Source organism: Ferrimonas sediminum, assembly GCF_900100175.1.
GTDB classification, from domain to species: domain Bacteria; phylum Pseudomonadota; class Gammaproteobacteria; order Enterobacterales; family Shewanellaceae; genus Ferrimonas; species Ferrimonas sediminum.
In genome coordinates this window covers 1-17,707 of sequence record NZ_FNEM01000008.1, presented here as the reverse complement: position 1 = coordinate 17,707, position 17,707 = coordinate 1, and the positions used below count along the sequence as shown (strand labels likewise).

Annotated in this window: 13 protein-coding genes, 1 pseudogene and 1 riboswitch; of the genes and pseudogenes, 10 read left to right on the top strand and 4 right to left on the bottom strand. The window is 54.9% G+C overall.

The window, feature by feature from the left end; all coding sequences use genetic code 11:
- Window positions 1-7 precede the first annotated feature (7 nt).
- Window positions 8-1,840 carry a WecB/TagA/CpsF family glycosyltransferase gene (locus BLT77_RS10690; RefSeq protein ID WP_090365260.1) on the top strand — a complete coding sequence of 611 codons (1,833 nt, stop codon included), beginning with the start codon at window positions 8-10 and terminating at the stop codon, window positions 1,838-1,840.
- Window positions 1,837-3,102, top strand: a complete 1,266-nt coding sequence (locus tag BLT77_RS10685) for a glycosyltransferase (RefSeq protein WP_090365259.1) — start codon at window positions 1,837-1,839, stop codon at window positions 3,100-3,102. Before BLT77_RS10690 ends, BLT77_RS10685 begins: the two co-directional genes overlap by 4 nt.
- Here BLT77_RS10685 and BLT77_RS10680 read toward each other — a convergent pair.
- A complete protein-coding gene (locus BLT77_RS10680) occupies window positions 3,072-4,601 on the bottom strand; it encodes an HAD family hydrolase (protein WP_090365258.1) in 1,530 nt (509 codons plus the stop codon). The genes BLT77_RS10685 and BLT77_RS10680 overlap by 31 nt on opposite strands.
- Before the next feature lie 429 nt (window positions 4,602-5,030).
- Window positions 5,031-5,115: riboswitch (cyclic di-GMP riboswitch) on the top strand.
- 564 nt (window positions 5,116-5,679) lie between these two features.
- Here BLT77_RS10680 and BLT77_RS20390 point away from each other — a divergent pair.
- The 4 genes from BLT77_RS20390 (at window position 5,680) to BLT77_RS10640 (ending at window position 13,077) form a co-directional block, all read left to right on the top strand.
- Window positions 5,680-9,333 (top strand): hypothetical protein, encoded by a 3,654-nt coding sequence (locus tag BLT77_RS20390; RefSeq protein ID WP_218126930.1) that lies wholly within the window; start codon window positions 5,680-5,682, stop codon window positions 9,331-9,333.
- A 171-nt stretch (window positions 9,334-9,504) separates the two neighbouring features.
- The gene (locus BLT77_RS10650; protein WP_090365254.1) at window positions 9,505-10,350 is read left to right on the top strand and encodes a M90 family metallopeptidase; all 846 of its coding nucleotides are present in this window, start codon (window positions 9,505-9,507) and stop codon (window positions 10,348-10,350) included.
- 189 nt (window positions 10,351-10,539) lie between these two features.
- On the top strand, window positions 10,540-11,871 hold the full coding sequence (locus tag BLT77_RS10645; RefSeq protein WP_090365253.1) for an FMN-binding protein: 1,332 nt from the start codon (window positions 10,540-10,542) through the stop codon (window positions 11,869-11,871).
- Window positions 11,872-11,928: 57 nt separating this feature from the next.
- Window positions 11,929-13,077, top strand: a complete 1,149-nt coding sequence (locus BLT77_RS10640) for an FAD:protein FMN transferase (RefSeq protein WP_090365252.1) — start codon at window positions 11,929-11,931, stop codon at window positions 13,075-13,077.
- A gap of 127 nt (window positions 13,078-13,204) precedes the next feature.
- Here BLT77_RS10640 and BLT77_RS10635 read toward each other — a convergent pair whose 3' ends face one another.
- Window positions 13,205-13,417, bottom strand: a complete 213-nt coding sequence (locus BLT77_RS10635) for a hypothetical protein (RefSeq protein WP_090365251.1) — start codon at window positions 13,415-13,417, stop codon at window positions 13,205-13,207.
- 168 nt (window positions 13,418-13,585) lie between these two features.
- Between BLT77_RS10635 and BLT77_RS10630 the strand changes: the two genes are divergently transcribed.
- Window positions 13,586-13,987, top strand: coding sequence for a GIY-YIG nuclease family protein (locus BLT77_RS10630; protein ID WP_143026612.1), 402 nt, complete (start codon window positions 13,586-13,588; stop codon window positions 13,985-13,987).
- 46 nt (window positions 13,988-14,033) lie between these two features.
- Entirely contained in the window at window positions 14,034-14,474 is a 441-nt protein-coding gene (locus tag BLT77_RS10625; RefSeq protein ID WP_090365249.1) for a GIY-YIG nuclease family protein, read from the top strand.
- Window positions 14,475-14,772: 298 nt separating this feature from the next.
- Here BLT77_RS10625 and BLT77_RS20285 read toward each other — a convergent pair whose 3' ends face one another.
- On the bottom strand, window positions 14,773-14,922 hold the full coding sequence (locus tag BLT77_RS20285; protein WP_176819279.1) for a hypothetical protein: 150 nt from the start codon (window positions 14,920-14,922) through the stop codon (window positions 14,773-14,775).
- A gap of 780 nt (window positions 14,923-15,702) precedes the next feature.
- Here BLT77_RS20285 and BLT77_RS10615 point away from each other — a divergent pair.
- Window positions 15,703-16,392, top strand: coding sequence for a zinc metallopeptidase (locus tag BLT77_RS10615; RefSeq protein WP_090365247.1), 690 nt, complete (start codon window positions 15,703-15,705; stop codon window positions 16,390-16,392).
- 172 nt (window positions 16,393-16,564) lie between these two features.
- Window positions 16,565-17,212 (top strand): class I SAM-dependent methyltransferase, encoded by a 648-nt coding sequence (locus tag BLT77_RS10610; protein ID WP_143026611.1) that lies wholly within the window; start codon window positions 16,565-16,567, stop codon window positions 17,210-17,212.
- Window positions 17,213-17,398: 186 nt separating this feature from the next.
- Here BLT77_RS10610 and BLT77_RS10605 read toward each other — a convergent pair.
- Window positions 17,399-17,707, bottom strand: a pseudogene (locus BLT77_RS10605) (IS5/IS1182 family transposase); the annotation flags it as partial.

Genomic DNA, 17,707 nt, shown 5'->3' with positions numbered 1-17,707 from the left:
CGACGCGATGAGAGTGCTGCACATTGTCCGGCAGTTTCACCCCGCCGTAGGCGGTCTGGAAAATTTTGTTCAGTCACTGGTTAAAGAGCAGCGACGCCAAGGAGTCGATGCCAGAGTGCTAACGTTAAATCGCCTGTTTCACAGTCACCAGCCTCGCCTGGCTGACACTGAGACTGTCGACGGCATTCCGGTGCATCGCATTGGCTATGTTGGCAGCTACAAATACCCCGTTGCCCCCTCGGTACTGAAGTACCTGTCCTCCTACGACCTTGTTCATGTCCACGGTGTCGATTTCTTTGCAGATTTTCTCTCCTTTACCCGCTGGATACACCGTAAACCCCTGGTCATGTCCACCCATGGCGGCTTCTTCCACACCGACTTCGCCGCCAGGCTGAAACGCCTCTATTTCGCCACAGTCAGCCGCTTGGCCGTCAAAGGCTACAAACAAGTTTTTGCCTGCAGCAACCACGACTTTGAGCTGTTCCGCCCACTGTGTGCCCGCCATCTAACCCTGATAGAAAATGGCGTAGACATCGCCAAGTTTGCCGATGCCGGCTGCAAGCAGCCACACCCAGCCTTGCTGTTTATCGGAAGGTTTTCAGACAACAAGCAACTAGACAAGCTGCTGCAGACCCAGGCTGAGTTACGACGGCTGCAACCACAGAGCAGATTGACCATTATCGGTAAAGACTGGGATGACAACGAAGCGATTCTCAGGCAACAGATCGAACACCTGACTCTGACTGATTCCGTTCAGATACTCACTAACTTGAGTAATCACCAGATTAAGCAGCAGATCAATCGCCACAGCTACATCGTCAGTGCCTCAAACTACGAAGGCTTTGGTATGACCCTGATAGAGGGGATGGCGGCAGGCCTGATCCCCATCGCCTCCCCCATTCCCAGCTTCCAGCGAATCGTGGAGCGGGCCCAATTGGGACTGCTGGTTAACTTTGACGCGCCCGGCGAGGCCGCACAGCGAATCTTTGAGTTTCTCAACCGGAACACCGCCCGTTACGACGATCTGAGAGAACAGGCCATGACCGCTGCCAGCCGCTACGCGTGGCCGCAGGTCGCCGCTCAGTTTATCGACGCCTATAACCGCATTCTTGGAGGGGATCACCGGATCATTCAGGGAGTTAAAATGGACAGTCGTAGCGGCGATGCCATCGTTCAGCAGCTGGATCAGGCCATTGACGACGACCAGCGGCTGACCATGGCCTACGCCAACGCCCACACCATCAATCTGGCGAACAAAGATGACGGCTACCGCGACATCCTCAACCAATGCCTGGTGGTCAATGATGGACTGGGCGTGGATCTGGCCAGTAAGCTTAAATATGGTCGGGGGTTTACCGAAAACCTCAACGGCACCGACTTTACGCCCCGCTTTTTCACCGACAGCCGCCACAGGCTTAAGATCTTCCTGCTCGGTGCCACCGATGACAGCGTCAGCCGCTGTTTCGAGCTATGGCAACAACGCTTTCCCCAACATCAGTGGGTTGGCTTTCACCATGGCTTTCTTTCGGACACGGATCATCCACAAGTATGCGAGCAGATTAAACGCAGCGGTGCCAACGTGGTGATTGTCGCCATGGGCAACCCTCTTCAGGAGCGCTGGTTGCATCAATACCTACCACAGTGCGGAGCCAGCATCGGCATTGGCGTCGGCGCACTGTTTGACTTCACTGCCGGCAAGGTCACCCGAGCCCCTGACTGGGTTCGGGCACTGCGCAGCGAGTGGCTCTACCGGCTTATGCATGAGCCGAGGCGAATGTGGAAACGCTACCTACTTGGCAATCTGACCTTCCTGTATAACGCCCTGGGGGATCAATCGTGACCCAAGTTCCGTTGCAACTGAATCAACAACGGCTTCAACCCGTATCCAAGCGCTGTGTTTTGCATTTGGCTGTGGAGTACCCATCCCGCAACCGGCCTGACAACACTCCGGCGGTACGCCATTTCATTCAGGCCAACCCTCGGGTGGATTACCGGGTCATCGCCCTGCGCAGAACCGCTAACCCGTTCAAATGCAATGCTCTGGCCGGTGATGGCGAAGGAGATGAAAAAGTCACTTCCATGCGCTATTGGGGACTGCCTATGGGAATCGGTCTGTTCGCCAGCATGACGCTTGTAGCCTGGCGCATTCGCCGTTTGCTGGCCAAAGAGAACCTTGAGATCGATCTGGTCCACGCCCACAAATTCAGTTTTGAAGGAATTGCTGGCTGGTGGCTGGCCAGGTGGCGACAATGTCCGCTGGCGTTATCGGTGCGGGGAGAAGCCGAGGCCAAAATTTTGCGATTTAAACCCCACTATGACGCCTTCTTTCGGCGTCAGTTGCAGGATGCGGCCCACATCTACTACGTGTCGGCCTGGTTCAAGCCTTTGCTGAACAGTCGATTTCAATTGGATCCATCCAAACAATCCCTGCTGCCGAACTTTGTTGCCAAAAAGCAGTGGCAGACCAGCCTGGACTTTAAAGAAGATCATCTGGTTACCATCATCGATTTAAACGTTTACCAGAAAAAGGGGCTGGATAAACTGCTGCAGGCCATCAAATCGTTGCAGGACAACTACCCCGGCCTCAAACTCGACGTTATCGGTACCGGCACCGACAAATCCCATCGCGCGGCAGAGGCGCTGATAGCGCAGCAGCAGTTGCAGTCTCGGGTCACTCTGGTCGGCGGCCTGTCCAATGCGGACCTGCTGAGCCAACTGCCCCAATACGCCGGTATGGTGATGCCCAGCGTGAATGAAACCTTCGGTATGGTGTATGTCGAAGCGCTGCTCAGTGGTGTTCCCATCCTGCACTCCACCAATACCGGTATCGATGGTTTCCTCGATGACATCCCCGCCAGGGTGATGGCCGATCCGCTCGACGTAGAAGAGATTCGGCACGCCCTGGACTCGCTGCTCAGCAACCAGCACGGCTTTCGCCAATGGCTTATCGCCAACCACCGACACATCGAATCCCGCTTCTCGCGGGGAAAATACATCGATGCCTACAACCAAACCTTCCGGTTACTCACACCACGCCCAAACGAAGCCGCGGATTCCCAGCCGGCTCAGTATCAGCCGCCGGAGCCAAGACGACTCAAATGAACCCGGAACCCAACCAGATCCTTGGCGCCACGCAAGCCGGCGTAGGTCAGAATCACCAGCGCATGCCACTGGGTTAACTGCTGCCAGCCCAGGCCGCCACTGATCGCCACGGCCCCCAGCAACAGGATCAGAATCAACAAGTTAAACAGGTGATTGGGCATCCCCTTACGGGATCCGCCAAACCGGTACACCACGTAGGGGAACCACTTCGACAGCCCGTGGGACACACAGAACAGCACCCCGACGATGGAGGTGGAAAACAGCAACAGGTAACCTGCCGTGCGAGCCAACTGCAGTACCAGCATCGGCACCACCCTACCCGTCTCTTTGATGCGGTTAAACCAGGCAAACACGCATCGAACCACCACCAGGAAGCTCACAAACACGCCCCACACCAACAGGGTTGCCTGCACTCCTTGCACCGCAAACGCCCCGGGTAACCAACTGCTCCCCTGAGCCGCCAGCCAGGCGGGAAGCAGCGCCAGTATCAGTGCCCACATCCAGGCGAACCAAGGCCGAAAACCGCCTGCCAGCAAACGATAGCTGTCACTGACCTTTGGCTTGTCCTCGTATTGCAGCCCCAGGCGATCATTCTCAAAATACCCCACTTCATAGGCACTGAAATAGGCCAGAACGAACCCCAGAAGAGACACCGCTGCCTGCCAGGGGTAGGGATTGGCGATGGCGAACACCAGCAACAAAGTAAGATAATCGTGCCCCAGAATCGCCCGGGTGAAATAACTTTCTGTTGGCCGTTTCACCTTTTTCAGGTAGACGAAAGGCAACATAGGATCCAGTCCCGCTCGCTGGGCAATCGATTCCGGCCACTGCACCAGGATGCCGATCGAACACCTCTCCAGCAAATCGCGATCCAGCAAACTGTCTGTGACACACACACTACGCCGCACAGTTTCCCGACCTAGGGCTTCAACGGTCATCGCCCCCTTTCCTTTGATGCGTAACTCAATTGCCGCCCCCACCTCGGACGACACCACCAGAGGCCACTCGCAGCCCATGGCTTCCAACAAGGGAGTCAGAATAAAATCGAATCCGTAGCTCACCAGATAGATAGGGTTATCGCGACTCAGCAGCAGATCGTATAGCTCTCTATTGAGATAACGACCACCAAGCTCGACGGCCTGCTTCTGCCACTGAATTTTGGCCCAGGGCGCCAAAAACAACACCACCCTGATGCGAATCAAATCGCGGTAATGGCGGTGATCCTTGCCCCCTATCCAGCGCCAGGGCCGAAGCAGATCCAGCAGTTGCAACACAATCGAGATCAGCAGTTTAGGCGCCACCGAGGCCAGAAACATTTCCGTACTGTTGCGCAGCCACAGTGTGTCATCGACATCCACCAGCAAGGGCGTTGAATCCGGAAGCTTAGCCAGCCTTTGCAAGGCCAGCTCCGGGCTATGGTGAAAACTCTCGCCGCTGCGCTTTTTTTCCCGGAACTCATCCAAGCCCAGCACCTTATTGTTCGTACCGTCCGTCGCCATTCTGGTTCGTTCCTGCAATCCAATGAGTTGCGGGCCGATTACGACCTCCTGAATAAAGGTAAGTGTAGAGGGGCATGCTTTCCTTAGCCACGTGGGAGCGGTGAACAGGCGACCTGACACGATCCACAGAAAAATAACAGTGCTTTTTAAGAGAAATTGTCATCGGTTAAATAACGAACAACCGCAATTGAACATGGCTCACAGAACCCGCAAATTGCGTAGAAAACATCAAAAAAATAACCTTTGAGGATGTTGCTGTTTTAGCAGCACATAATATCGAGATAATGACGAATGTACGCTGAATATACAAAAGACCGGTTGTTTTATGATCAATGCTTGGGCATTCTTGCCGCGGGCTCGGCTTATTCAGGGCTAAGCATAACTCACTATGGTTAATGTTGTGTTAACCAATGTAATTTGAACTACGGCAGCAGACAAAGGCAAACTTAACGAAAGTTAAGGACGCAATATCTCCGGTCTAAAGGCTTTGGCCAATGATAGCGGGATTACCTCATGTCGGTGGTGAACTGTTCGCACTAACTCTCTGAAATAATTGGGAGTTTAATAGTGCACCATAAAACAGCGCCACAGCAGGACCGAGATTGTCTGCCGATTGATGAGGCTTTTCATGAACCATCGGCATCACTTTTTGGGATCGATTTGTAGAAGACAGGAACGACGATCATTATTCCGACTCTTTCTATCAGTTATTCTAATTTCATTCAGCTTTGGCGGCCATGCATCGAATGCCGTTGCGTTCAACGGGAAAAATGCTTACGCCGAAATACAGTCCTGGCAACCCAGCGGACACTTCAAGGTCATTGCCTGGTTAGGGCAGATTGATACCAACTCGGAAAACAGAACAATTCTCCTGAGTTCACCCCAATCTACAGACTTTCTCTCTTTTACCCACCGTAATGTACAGGGTAAATGGGGGTCTCAGTACCCAGGCATCTGGGGGCAGTTTCAGTTCAATGACACCCGCTATATCGAAATCGAAGTCCAGCCGGGCCAACTGACCGCCACCGATGGTCTGGTCACCGGCTCAGTAACCAACGGGGCTATCGATCCGACATCAGTGAGCTACCAATGGCTGTTTCGTCGCGGTAAAACCGATTACTCAGAAGGCGGCATTCAGGGCCTGGCCCTGATTGATCTCGGCAACGCCGGAAACTCGCGCGCTTACGCCTTCGACAGCAGTCTGGGTATGGTCGAAGTCGGCGGCAGCGCCTCCTATACACCTCTGCGAAAACTGTCAAAGAATGCCTGGTTTACCGGTTCACACGCCATTGAAAACCCGGCTCCTGACCACTTCGATGACGCTCAGTGGAATGCCGCCTTTGGCAATGCTCCGGTGGATCCTGTCGACCCGGTTGATCCCGTAGACCCGGTTGACCCTGTTGATCCCGTCGACCCAGTTGATCCCGTAGACCCTGTCGACCCGGTAGATCCTGTGGACCCTGTGGACCCTGTGGACCCTGTGGACCCTGTGGACCCTGTGGACCCGGCACAAAGCTACGCCATCAATTTTAACGGCAGCAACAGCTACGCCGAAATTACACCTTGGCAACCACAGGGAAAATTCCGTGTGCTCGCCTATCTGACCGGTATGGACGCGACCCCGGATCAACGCAACATCCTGATGAGTGCGTCTGACACCACCGAGTTTCTCTCCTTCACCCATTCTGCGGTGCAGGGCCATTGGGCCGACCAGTACCCCGGGGTTTGGGGTAAGTTCGACTTCAACGCCAGTGGTCTGGTCGATATCACCGTTGACTATGGCAGCATGACCATCAGTGACGGGCGCACTACCCAGGTGGTCTACAACAGCGCCATTAATCCCGGCTCGGTGCGTTATGATCTGCTGTTCCGCCGAGGCAGCAGCGATTTCTCTCAGGCCGGCCTGCAAGGCCTGGTACTGATGGACCTGGCCAATAGCAGCAACTCCCGCGCCTATGGCGCCAACCCGACTCTGGGTCTGGTGGAAGTCGGCAACAGCAGTGGCCCAACCAAGCTCACCGGCATCGACAGCGGCGATTATGGCCAGGGTGTCCACGTAATCGACAACCCGGATAACAGCGTCTTCAGCGACGAAGACTGGAATGCCGTTTTTGGTACTGATGCCCCGGTAGATCCCGTCGATCCGGTAGACCCCGTTGATCCAGTTGACCCTGTCGATCCGGTTGACCCCGTTGATCCAGTTGACCCTGTCGACCCGGTTGATCCTGTTGATCCGGTTGATCCGGTTGATCCCGTCGACCCGGTCAACAACTCCGCCGTGCGCTTTGACGGCAACGGCAGCTACGCGCAGATTGCCCCGTGGAAACCACAAGGGAAATTCAAAGTCATCGCCTGGCTGGCCGAAGTCGATGCGGACGCCGGTAACCGAACCACCTTAATGAGCTCGTCGCAAACCTCAGACTTCATCGGCTTTACCCACAACAACGTGCAGGGAAAGTGGGGCAGTGAGTACCCCGGCATCTGGGGCAAGTTTAATTTTGCGGCCAGCCATTACCTGGAAGTCACCGTTGAAAACGGAAAACTGACCGCCTCCGACGGCACCAACTCTAGCTCGGTTAACAGTGTCAGCATTGACCCGACACTGATTACCTTTGACTGGTTGTACCGCCGCGGCAGCGGCTACTCCAAGGGCGCCTTGCAGGCACTGACCCTGATCGATTACAGCAACCCGAATAACTCGCGCTCTTACGCCTTTGATCCCCAGCTCGGTATCGTCGAAGTGGGCGGAAACAGCGGCTACAACCAACTGCACCAGATTGATGATGGCGATTGGGTTCAAGCCAATCACACCATCACCAACCCGAATCCTGAGCATTTTCCTCAGGAGCTGTGGGAGGCCGTCTACGGCTCTGGCTCTGATCCGGTTGACCCTGTCGACCCCGTTGATCCTGTCGACCCGGTTGACCCCGTCGATCCGGTTGACCCCGTTGATCCTGTCGACCCGGTTGACCCCGTCGATCCGGTTGACCCCGTTGATCCTGTCGACCCGGTTGATCCAGTGGACCCTCCACAGGGAGGCCCGTTGCTGGGCAATGACGCCCGTGCCGTTCGCTTTAATGGCAGCAATGCTTACCTGACGTTTTCCCCCTGGAAGGCGCAGTCGGAGCATCGCATCATTGGCTGGTTCTCATCTCTGGACAGCAACCCGGATGCACTGACCTATGTGGCCAGTACCGGCAATCAGAGCAGCTTTATCGCCGTCTCACACCGTTCCGTTATTGCCCGCTTTAATGGCAGTGAAGTACGTCTGGAAAACCGCTTTGCGTTCGACCAGACCGGTTACGTCGAGGTGAGCATCACCAATGGTCGCCTGACCGCCTCCGATGGTCAGAACAGCGCCAGCATCAGCAATGGCGCCATCACGGCCATCAGCTATGATCAGGCCCTGCGCTTCGGCAATGACTTCAGTGCCGCCACCCTGCAGGCACTGGCACTGATCGATTTGGGTAACGACAGTCAGGTTCGCGGCTACACCTTTAATGATCAGCAACAGATCATCGAGTCTGGTGCTCAGCCCAGCGACAACAACCAGCTCTACAATGTCGGCAGCAGTGACTGGCTGACCATCGACACCAACGTGGTTACCCCCAAGGCGCTGATCGCCTCTCAAGCCGAGTGGGACGCCGCCTTCGAAGGCAGCTACGGCAATGCTCACCCGTTGCTGGACTCCACCAACGGCAACGACCAGAGCCAGTTGGCCTGGGAAGGTCACTACTGGTTGCGGGCCTACGTCACCATGGCCAAAACCTATAACGACGATAAGTACCTCGACTACGCCATCGAATTGATTGACCACATGATCAACTACACCGATGACAAGCGGGTTGAGCGTGGTGAGATGAACCTGGGCAGCCAGCCTTACAGCATGGCCCCCAAGGCGTACCTCAACGACCGTTCCATGGCCGCTGAAGGCTGGCGTCGTCCCTTTGATGGTTGGCGCATCGAGGTGCTGTCCGATGGCCAGATCCTCAACGCCATCATGCGCACCGTGGATTACATCAAGTCTGCCAACAAGACCGCCTACATGGCCAAAGCGGATCAATACCTGGCTCTGGCGAGAACGATTATTGCCACCCACGAATCCTCTTACAGCCAGACCAAGAACGGTGCCATTCAAGGCTCCTACTTCTACGTCAATGTCAGTAACAGCGAATTCGGCGACTCGGGCCTGTACTCCAACCCCCTGCCCTACAACCACAATATGACCATGGGCATCGCCATGATCTACGTGAACAAATGGACCCAGGGCGGCGATGCGGCCATGGCGCAGAAAGTCACCGACATTCTGGGCTTCTTCACCGACAACCTGCGCTACAACAACGACGGCACCTGCAGCTGGGACTACGCCTACAACACCAGTGGCAACAACAAGCTGGAAGACGTTAACCACGGTCACCTGGACGTGGGCTTTGTGGTCACCGCCCACAACGAGGGTTACACCAGCAACGACAGCGAAGTGCAATGTCTGACCAAAACCCTGACCGATAAGGTCTTCATGGCACCCGCCATGCTGCACTACGACGTCGAGGGCAACGGCATCAGCAGCCGCTGGGATCAAGTCGCCACCGGTTACGACTGGTCTGATTTACAGCAGTTCGACTCGCGGGTGGTGGAGATCAATACCCACGTACTTCGTCAGTACGGCCAGCCGACCTGGTCACGACCCTTCCTCGCCTGGGCAGAAAGCCTGTACTGGAAACAGCAGCAATAACCTCACAGGGCGGCCAATTGGCCGCCCTTTTTTCATCGCGTTACCTCGATAGCGCGAGTATCGCCTCCTCCCCGCCGGAGTTTCCCCAGCACGCAGCCATCCCACCGCCTTAAGCGGCAACAGGGCGGCTAGCGCATTTCCATTTACCGGCCACCGCGCTAAGCTAGCGTCATGTTTACCTTTTTCTCCAATTGGCGACGGCAACGACTGTTAACCCGCTTCGACAGCGAGCGCCGGGCTCGCTGGCAACAAAACCTGGATGCCTTGCCGATTCTCGATGGCCTCAGCCAACAGGAACAGATCAGGCTGCTGGAGCTGGGCTGGTGTTTTCTCCACGGTAAGCGCTTCACCCCTGTGATGGACGCCGAACTGACCGATGATCACTGCATCGACATCGCCCTGATGGCCGCGCTGCCGGTGCTGAACCTGGGCCTGGACGCCTATGGCGTATTTTACGAGCTGCTTATCTATCCGGAAGAGTTCGTCACCGACCTCCAGTTTGTGGACGCCAATGGCGTGGAGCATCAAAGCAGGGAAGAACTCTCCGGTGAAGCCTGGGAGCAAGGACCGGTGTTGCTGTCCCAGTCAAAACTGGCCGACAGCCGCCACTGGAATGGTTACAACCTGGTGATTCACGAGTTGGCCCACAAACTGGATATGGCCAACGGCGGCATTGCCGATGGCCTGCCAGCCCTTCCCGTACCTTTGCAATCCGACTGGCTTCAGGTGTTCCCTAAAGCCTTTGCTAATCATTGTCGTCAGGCTGAGTTGGCCCTATCTCTACCCGAGGGCTCGGCGGAGGCGAACCTGGCCTGGGACCGACTCTGGATAGACCCCTACGGCGCCGAAAACCAAGCGGAGTTCTTCGCCGTCTGCGTAGAAGCGTTTTTTACCGACCCCATCGCCCTGAACCTGGCTTACCCGCCGCTCTACCACCTATTAGGCCAGTTTCTGGGGCAAAACCCCCTTGCACGGGCGCCGCAATGGCAACCCCTGCCGCACCTGCGGTGCCAGTGACTCCGGGCACTTCCCGAAGCCAGGCTGCAGACGAAAACGAAGCGGCTACAACTCCAATGTGAAGCCGGTCACCCTTCTCCTGACGCTACGGAAAACCACTATATTGCCCCCAGAAGCAATTAATTAGTCTGCTAGTCAAAGGTCAACTCCGACCCGGTCAACGAGTTACAAACGAGTTAGGAGCCATCGATGGCAGCACATAACAAGACACGCCGCTACGCACTTCCCGCCGCAACCCTGGTTGCCCTGGCCATTTCTGGCTGCGCCAGCCAGGGCCCACAGGGCAAATACGTAGACGGCACCCATGAGGTTTCCGGTAAGGGCAAGAAGAGCAACATCACCCTGCAGGTGCAGGTTGATCAGGGCAAGATCCAGCAGATCACCACCCAGTCCCACAAAGAAACCGAGTCCCTCTACCTCAACGCCGAGCGGTTGTTCCCCAAGATTGTCAGCAACAATGGCCACGAAGGCATCGATGCGGTTTCCGGCTCCACCTTCTCCTCCAACGGCATTCTTCAGGCGATCAACACCCTGCCCCGCACCGATGGCTCCACGCCTGAATACCAGCCCGTAGGCTCCTCCGAGGGCAAAGGGGAAGAGTTCAAGCTGAAGTGGTCGATTCAGCCCAAGCAGGGGCTGCTTAAGGGGGATTACTACTACGAGGAAGCCCGCTTCCGTCAGGGCCACATGGGCAGCATGATCATCGTGCTGGACAGCAATAACAACAGCGACGTCATCCTGGCGGAGTTCAACGAGAGTGGCCGTCCCAACTACTACACCCGCATCTACCAGGACGTGCCCAAGCGGATGTCCGAGTACAACTTCTCCATGGGCAAGAAGAAGGGTACCGCCTGGGTACAGTCCGCCCTGACCATGGAAAAACTGATGGTGGAGAAGGACCAACTGACCTTCGAAGCCAACCCGGACTACGATCCCAAGCTGGCCAACAAACTAAAGCAGCCCAACCGCCTCAAGTACCAGGGGCTGGACATCGTAGCCGGCGCCTCCAACTCCATTCAGCAGTCGATGGTGCCCCTGACCGCCAAGATCCATGACCGCATCCAGGGCGAAGGCACCCAGCTGAAGATGTACCAGAACGCCGAACGCCTGACCGACGCCAAGGGCCGCTGGACCGGCGTCACCTCCCTGCTGCGCTTCGTGGTGGACACCGACAGCAAAGAGATTGTCGACGTCTACTACGACGAGATCTTCGCCGACTCCAAGCAGGAGATCCGCGACGCCTCGCTGAAGAAGCACTACCGCCAGTCCAAGTACGACTCGGTTTACTACGTCGAGCCCGCCCGCATCGGCTTCAACGTGATGTTCGATGCCCTGGATGAGCATGTGAAAAACGGCGGCTCCATCTTCGACATCAACGACCTGCCCGCCACCGGCGACACCGGCAGCTACGCCCAGACCGGCTTCACCAAGCGTTCCGCTTCCTGGGACACCTACCTGAAGCAGGCCGACCTCCTCTACAAGGAGATGCGTGCTGACCAGGTGGTGCGCACCCACAACTAACCCCCTGGCCGAAGCCCTTCCCGGGCTTCGGCTGTTCTTTCTGCAGAGAGGCTCACCATGTATTCGCCTATCGACCGCCTCGCCCAGCTGTTTATCTTTGCCCACCTGCTGTTGGCGCCTTTCATCTGGGCCAATGTACCGGATGCCGCCCCCGGCAACGGTTTTTGCCAGCAGCACGGACTGATTCAGTCAGAACCGAGCCGCAGCGTGCTCTATACCCTGGACTACTTCGGCACCTCCATCAGCGTCGAGGTACTGGATGACGGCGGCGAAGATGCCGAAACGGCCCTGTGCGAGTCGCTCAAACTGATCGAGCACTACCACCAGCTGGCCTCGGACTACGACACCTATCCCGGATTGGTGAACGTCAAATCCATCAACCTGGCTCCCACCGCCAGCCACAGCATCGACCCCGAACTGTTCGAGCTGATCCAGACCGGAGTGGAGTGGCACCGCCTCTCCGAAGGCTACTTCAACATCGCCATCGGCCCCGTGGTGCAGCTGTGGCGCCAGCACCGCTTTCGCTGCACTAAAGGTGCCAGCAACGAGAGGGAGTGCAGCCTGCCCACCGATGCCGAACTGCACGCCGCCGCCGAACACACCCGCATCAACAATATTCAGTTGGATGCCACCAACCACAGCATCACCATGGCCGAGGGAATGAGTCTGGATCTTGGCGGTATCGCCAAGGGATGGATGGTGGAAAAGGTGCTGGACCACCTCAAAGCAAGTGGCATGCGCTCGGTGGTGATCAACGCCGGCGGCAACATCCGCCACTACGGCCGTCACCCCGAAGGCCGCCCGTTCGCGACCGCCATCGAGGACCCGGTGTGCCGCAAACATGACTTCCAGCTACCAGGCTGTGACCAGATAGACCGGCGCTACACCGAAGTGGTGCGCGGCGAGAACCTCACCGTGGTCACCAGCGGCAACTATCTGAAGTACTTCGAAGTGGGCGGCAAGGAGTACCACCACATCATCGACCCCACCACCCTCTACCCCAAGCAGGGCGGCGTGGCCACGTCTGTGGTGCTCTCAAACAACCACATCTACGCCGATGTGCTCTCCACCACCCTGTTCCTGATGCCACTGGATCGGGCAAAAGCCCTGGCCGAGAAGCTCAGCTACCTGGAGGGCGTCTGGGTACTGGATGAGGATGGCAGCCGAGTCTACAGCTCCGGCTTTGAGCATTTCAGCGGACAGTAACCCCAACCGGTTAATCTGGCATGTTGTGGCATAGTAAATCTGGCCACTACAGCGGAGGGAGGGCTGAATACTGCCCTCCCTGCAGGAGCCGTGGACACAGACAACACTACTGGCCAGGCTAAGTATCTTAATCCGCGACCAGCGTCACTGAGACTTCCCCAAGCTCCTTGCCATTCATGTATGCCACAGAGTCATAGTGAGCGGGAGCAACTTCTACCGTCAGCAACATCCCGGAGGGTTCGATATCATTGTCCACTTCGGCCTTGGTCAAAACTGATGCCTGGCGCAGATACTCCTCAGTGGATTTTTCATCCAGCGTAATAACCAGCTTCTGGCTCATGCTTATCTCTCCATCTATCGCTGCAGCTCGTTTCTCAACAAGGTAGCACAGGCATACGGCCGAAACATCGGGATCTAACTCACTGTATTAATGGTTTAAACCATGAGTTAATGCCAGTATGGATTGAAACCTGTTGCCACCAACGGTGACATGAAGAGGAACCTGGCTATGCCCGAACAATTAGAAGCACTTCAACAGTCAGCGCAGATCACCGTGGAGCAGACCAGGGCCTGGTTTGAGCAGGCCGCATCGTCTGCGACCCGGGACGACTTTGCGAAAAAAGGTGGCCTGAAAGATGATGGTACTGGTGCCGTATACGCTTACTTCAACAGTCAGGGGTTGTGTCTGTACGTGGGTCAGACGGGCCGCACGGTTAAAGCCCGTCAGCATGATCAAACCTCCCCTCACAAGAAAAAGGAATGGTGGCCAGAATGGACAGAGCTTAAGTTCGTTCAGCAAAGCCAGGAGTCACAACGTCTCTTGCTTGAGATCCTTCTGATTCAGGCGCATCGGCCAAAGCATAATGTGAAACCCGAGTTCTTTGAGATCACTGAGTGGCTGTCAAAGTAAAAGATCCATAACCGTCAGAAGTTGACCCTAAGTTAAGGGGAATTACGTGAAACCACCCAAGGCCCCGGAGGCTGCCACAGAAAGTACCCGCAGATGGTGGCGTTGTCCCGGTATTGTCTATTTTGTTGCCGCCGGCTCCCCGGCCATTGCTATTAAGATTGGGATGGCTGCACAAACCCATACAAACTCACTCCAAACTGTGGTTCAGCGCCGGCTGTCTCAGATACAGTCATCCAATCATGAACGCATTGAGCTTATTGGTCTGCGCTACTTCAATGAAGGCGAATACCCAACCAGAGATGCAGAGATTTTTGAACGGGAACTGCATCTGGAGTTTGGAGACATCCAGCGGTTTAAACCCGGAAGTCGTGGAGCTGAGTGGTTCACTGCGTCATCGCATCTGATGCAGAGAGTTGAGGAGATCTCAGTGAAACCCGAGGAAATGGGTCTTAAAAGGTTCTTCTCGGAACTGCCAGCAATTGGCTGATGATTATCAGTAGAGCGTAGATCTTGTATTTAAGTGGTCAGGCGACCTGTCGGCAGAGAGGCGTTAAGATGAGGACCTCGGTGGCCCCTGTAGGAGGGTAATAAAGAGTCATGCTGCAGCTTGTGGAGCATGGCCGCAATGGCGCCAATAGCGGTCATTGAGTGTCTACGAGAGTGGAGGCTATTCAATGGCTTTAATTTACTCGTGAATACATACTGATTAACTGCTTGTAAATGAAGTAGCATGAAAATAGAAAAGGCAGGATGAATCCTGCCTTGAGTGAAGAGGCATGTGAAACTTAATCGTCTGATCCAAGCCATCCATCGAAGTCATTTTCTGACTCGTCATCAGAGCAGAAGGTCTCATTAAAAGCCTCATTACCAGCTTCTAATAGGTCATTAAGCAGTTCAATACTAACGGGTGTCGGGATGTCACTCTTATCAGACATAACAAACTCCTTCTGATTTGGATCCTCGCTAGTGTGCGGCATTTAAGTAAAGTCAGTGAAAATCATTTGTTCAACGCCAAGATGTAAGCGAAATTGAAACTGCAAGGTTGTCAGTTATTTTCGGTCACAACTTAAGGCGATGAATAGACCGCACTTTCATAGACAGTCCGTTAGCCGCCTGAATGGTCGCTTCGTGGCGCTCGCTGCCCGTAACCTGGTGATGATGCCGTTTACTGGTATCGAACTCCCGCGAACGCTCTGAAGGGCGCCAGTAGCGGTCATTGATAGCTTCAAGAGGATAGAGAGGTTGAATCTGCGGAACGACCGTTGTCCTGAATGCTATTCCAATTCACTCTGACCCCACCAATACAACGGTGGGCTGACTCCGAATGAATCAGAGCGACAGTTCTGGTTTGCTCATAAAACCGTGGCCAGTTTTACTTGACCGCTACAATTGGTCTCCCAATTACTCTGTTGCCAGAGCCAGTATGTCGAGAAGAGGCTCAGAGCTAACTGGACACCCACCCTAAGAGCTTTGGTTCTCATTGCTTGTGACGTCCCCGCAAAGCTGGGACGGATAGCAAGCAGTTGGACAGTGCTGGGGCTTCTCGAGATGGATACCCCACGGATGCAAAGGAGGGTGTCCAGTTAGGCTCTGCTAAAGTCGTTTCCTATTTGCGCCAAATTCTGAAGCAGACAGTCGTCGGCAAGTATCTGCTGCTCATTTCTATGCGTATAATAATCGGTAGCCGCACAAATACTCATTACATGGCGATTTAAATGGTCTGGATAATCATCTTACTCATCATCACATTATGCGTCTTCTTGCCGGGTATGTGGGTCAAACATGTGATGGAAAAGTACGAACAGCCGGCAGATCGTTACCGCAAGCAGGGAAGCGGTGGTGAACTCGCGCGCCACCTGCTCGACAGTTACGGCCTAGACGACGTCCAGGTAGAGGAGACCTCTGACGGTGATCATTATGATCCGGCCGCTAAGGCTGTGCGTCTGACGCCGAAAAACTACTCAGGATACTCCTTGACCGCAGTGACTGTTGCCGCCCATGAGGTGGGGCATGCTATTCAGGATTCACGGGGCGAGTCGTTGTTCCTGGCGCGGCAGAACCTCGTTAAGGCTGCAATGGTCGGCGAGCGCCTTGCTGGCATTATGCTAGTGGCGGCTCCGCTTATCCTACTACTAACCCGCCTTCCGCAAGCGGGAGCATTAACGATAGCGATTGGCATTGTTTCGATGGCACTAAGTACCTTGGTGCACCTGATTACCCTTCCAGTTGAGTTCGATGCCAGTTATGGCAAGGCGCTGCCGCTCCTGAAGAAAGGCGAGTACCTGCACGACGGTGACCTGAAGCATGCGGAGAAAATTCTCAAGGCGGCGGCACTGACCTATGTCGCTGCCTCACTGACCAGTTTGTTAAACTTGGGACGATGGATCGCGGTGCTTCGTCGGTAAGGTTTAAGAATTCAGAGTAATTGAAAGCTTCAATGACCGCTATGTGGCGTTCGCTGCCCGCAAACCTGGTTGCTAACGTCTCTCGCTAACGTCGACTTCACCCCATGCTTACTGCGGCACCAGTAGCGGTCATTGAGTGTCTAAGAGAGTGGAGGCTATTCAAGGGGAGCCTATGGCTATACCTAGGGAAAGAGTTAAGCGCCTGTACGACGAGGGTGCTCGAAGCTACGACCTTACAACAATTCTATTCAGGCTGGCCGGACTAAGAATGCAGAAATATCGATCTGAGGTGATTGATTGCCTTGATTTGCGTTCTGGAAATACCGTGTTAGAGCTTGGGTGTGGTACAGGTTTGAATTTTCCACTCATTCTTGAAAAGGTAGGCCCCCAAGGAAAGATCATCGGCGTAGATATCGCCAAAGGTATGCTTGATGTTGCTCGAAGTAAAGCCATCATGAATAACTGGAATAATGTTGAGCTTATTGAATCTGATTTGGCGCTGCTCAAGTTTCCGGAAGGCGTAGATGCGGTATTATCCACAGGTGTTTTTGGATATATACCGGAATATGAGCGAGTTATAGAAAATGCCTATGACGCACTATCATCTGGCGGCCACATTGCTATTCTGGATGGTAAAAAGCCAGAAAATTTGCCCGGTATCATATTTAAATTCATATTGGCCATAGGTAAGCAGTACGGCTATACCGAGGAGTACTTTCAAGTTTCACCCTGGGAGGCAGTCGAGAGCCTATTTTCTAATACAACATTTAATACCCGCTATGGAGGCATGATATATGAGATATCTGGCGTTAAATCATAGTTCCCGGCCTAACAATGCGCATCACACTCGGCCACTGCGCGGCTTGGACCTCCGCAAGGCGGCGTTACCGATCACCGGTTCGTGGCGATTGGAGTCATCAATCAAAGTTGTTTCTTAACGCCGCCACACTGGCGTTGTTGATCAATTCACTCTCTGGAAAGACCGCTCCCAAGGGCTTTCCTGGACTTAGTTGACCACCTGACGAACAGGCATACCTAGTCTTATGACTTTGTTCATCGCTTTGACGCCAGCCAACGCTTCACCAACCTGAGCATCGTAATCACGCAGGCTGAGCTTAGGGCTAATGAGTTGCTTGTAACGATACATCGCCGTCTCAGACAACGAACGCTGGTGATAGTTGTTGTCCTTTTTCCACTGGCTCAACTCGCCATATTTCAGCGCTTGAACAGCGTCATTTCGGGGATGACCATCTTCCCAGTATCCGGCATTTGAACGCGGCGGAATGGTAGGTTTTGACCGCTTGCGTTGCAGCAG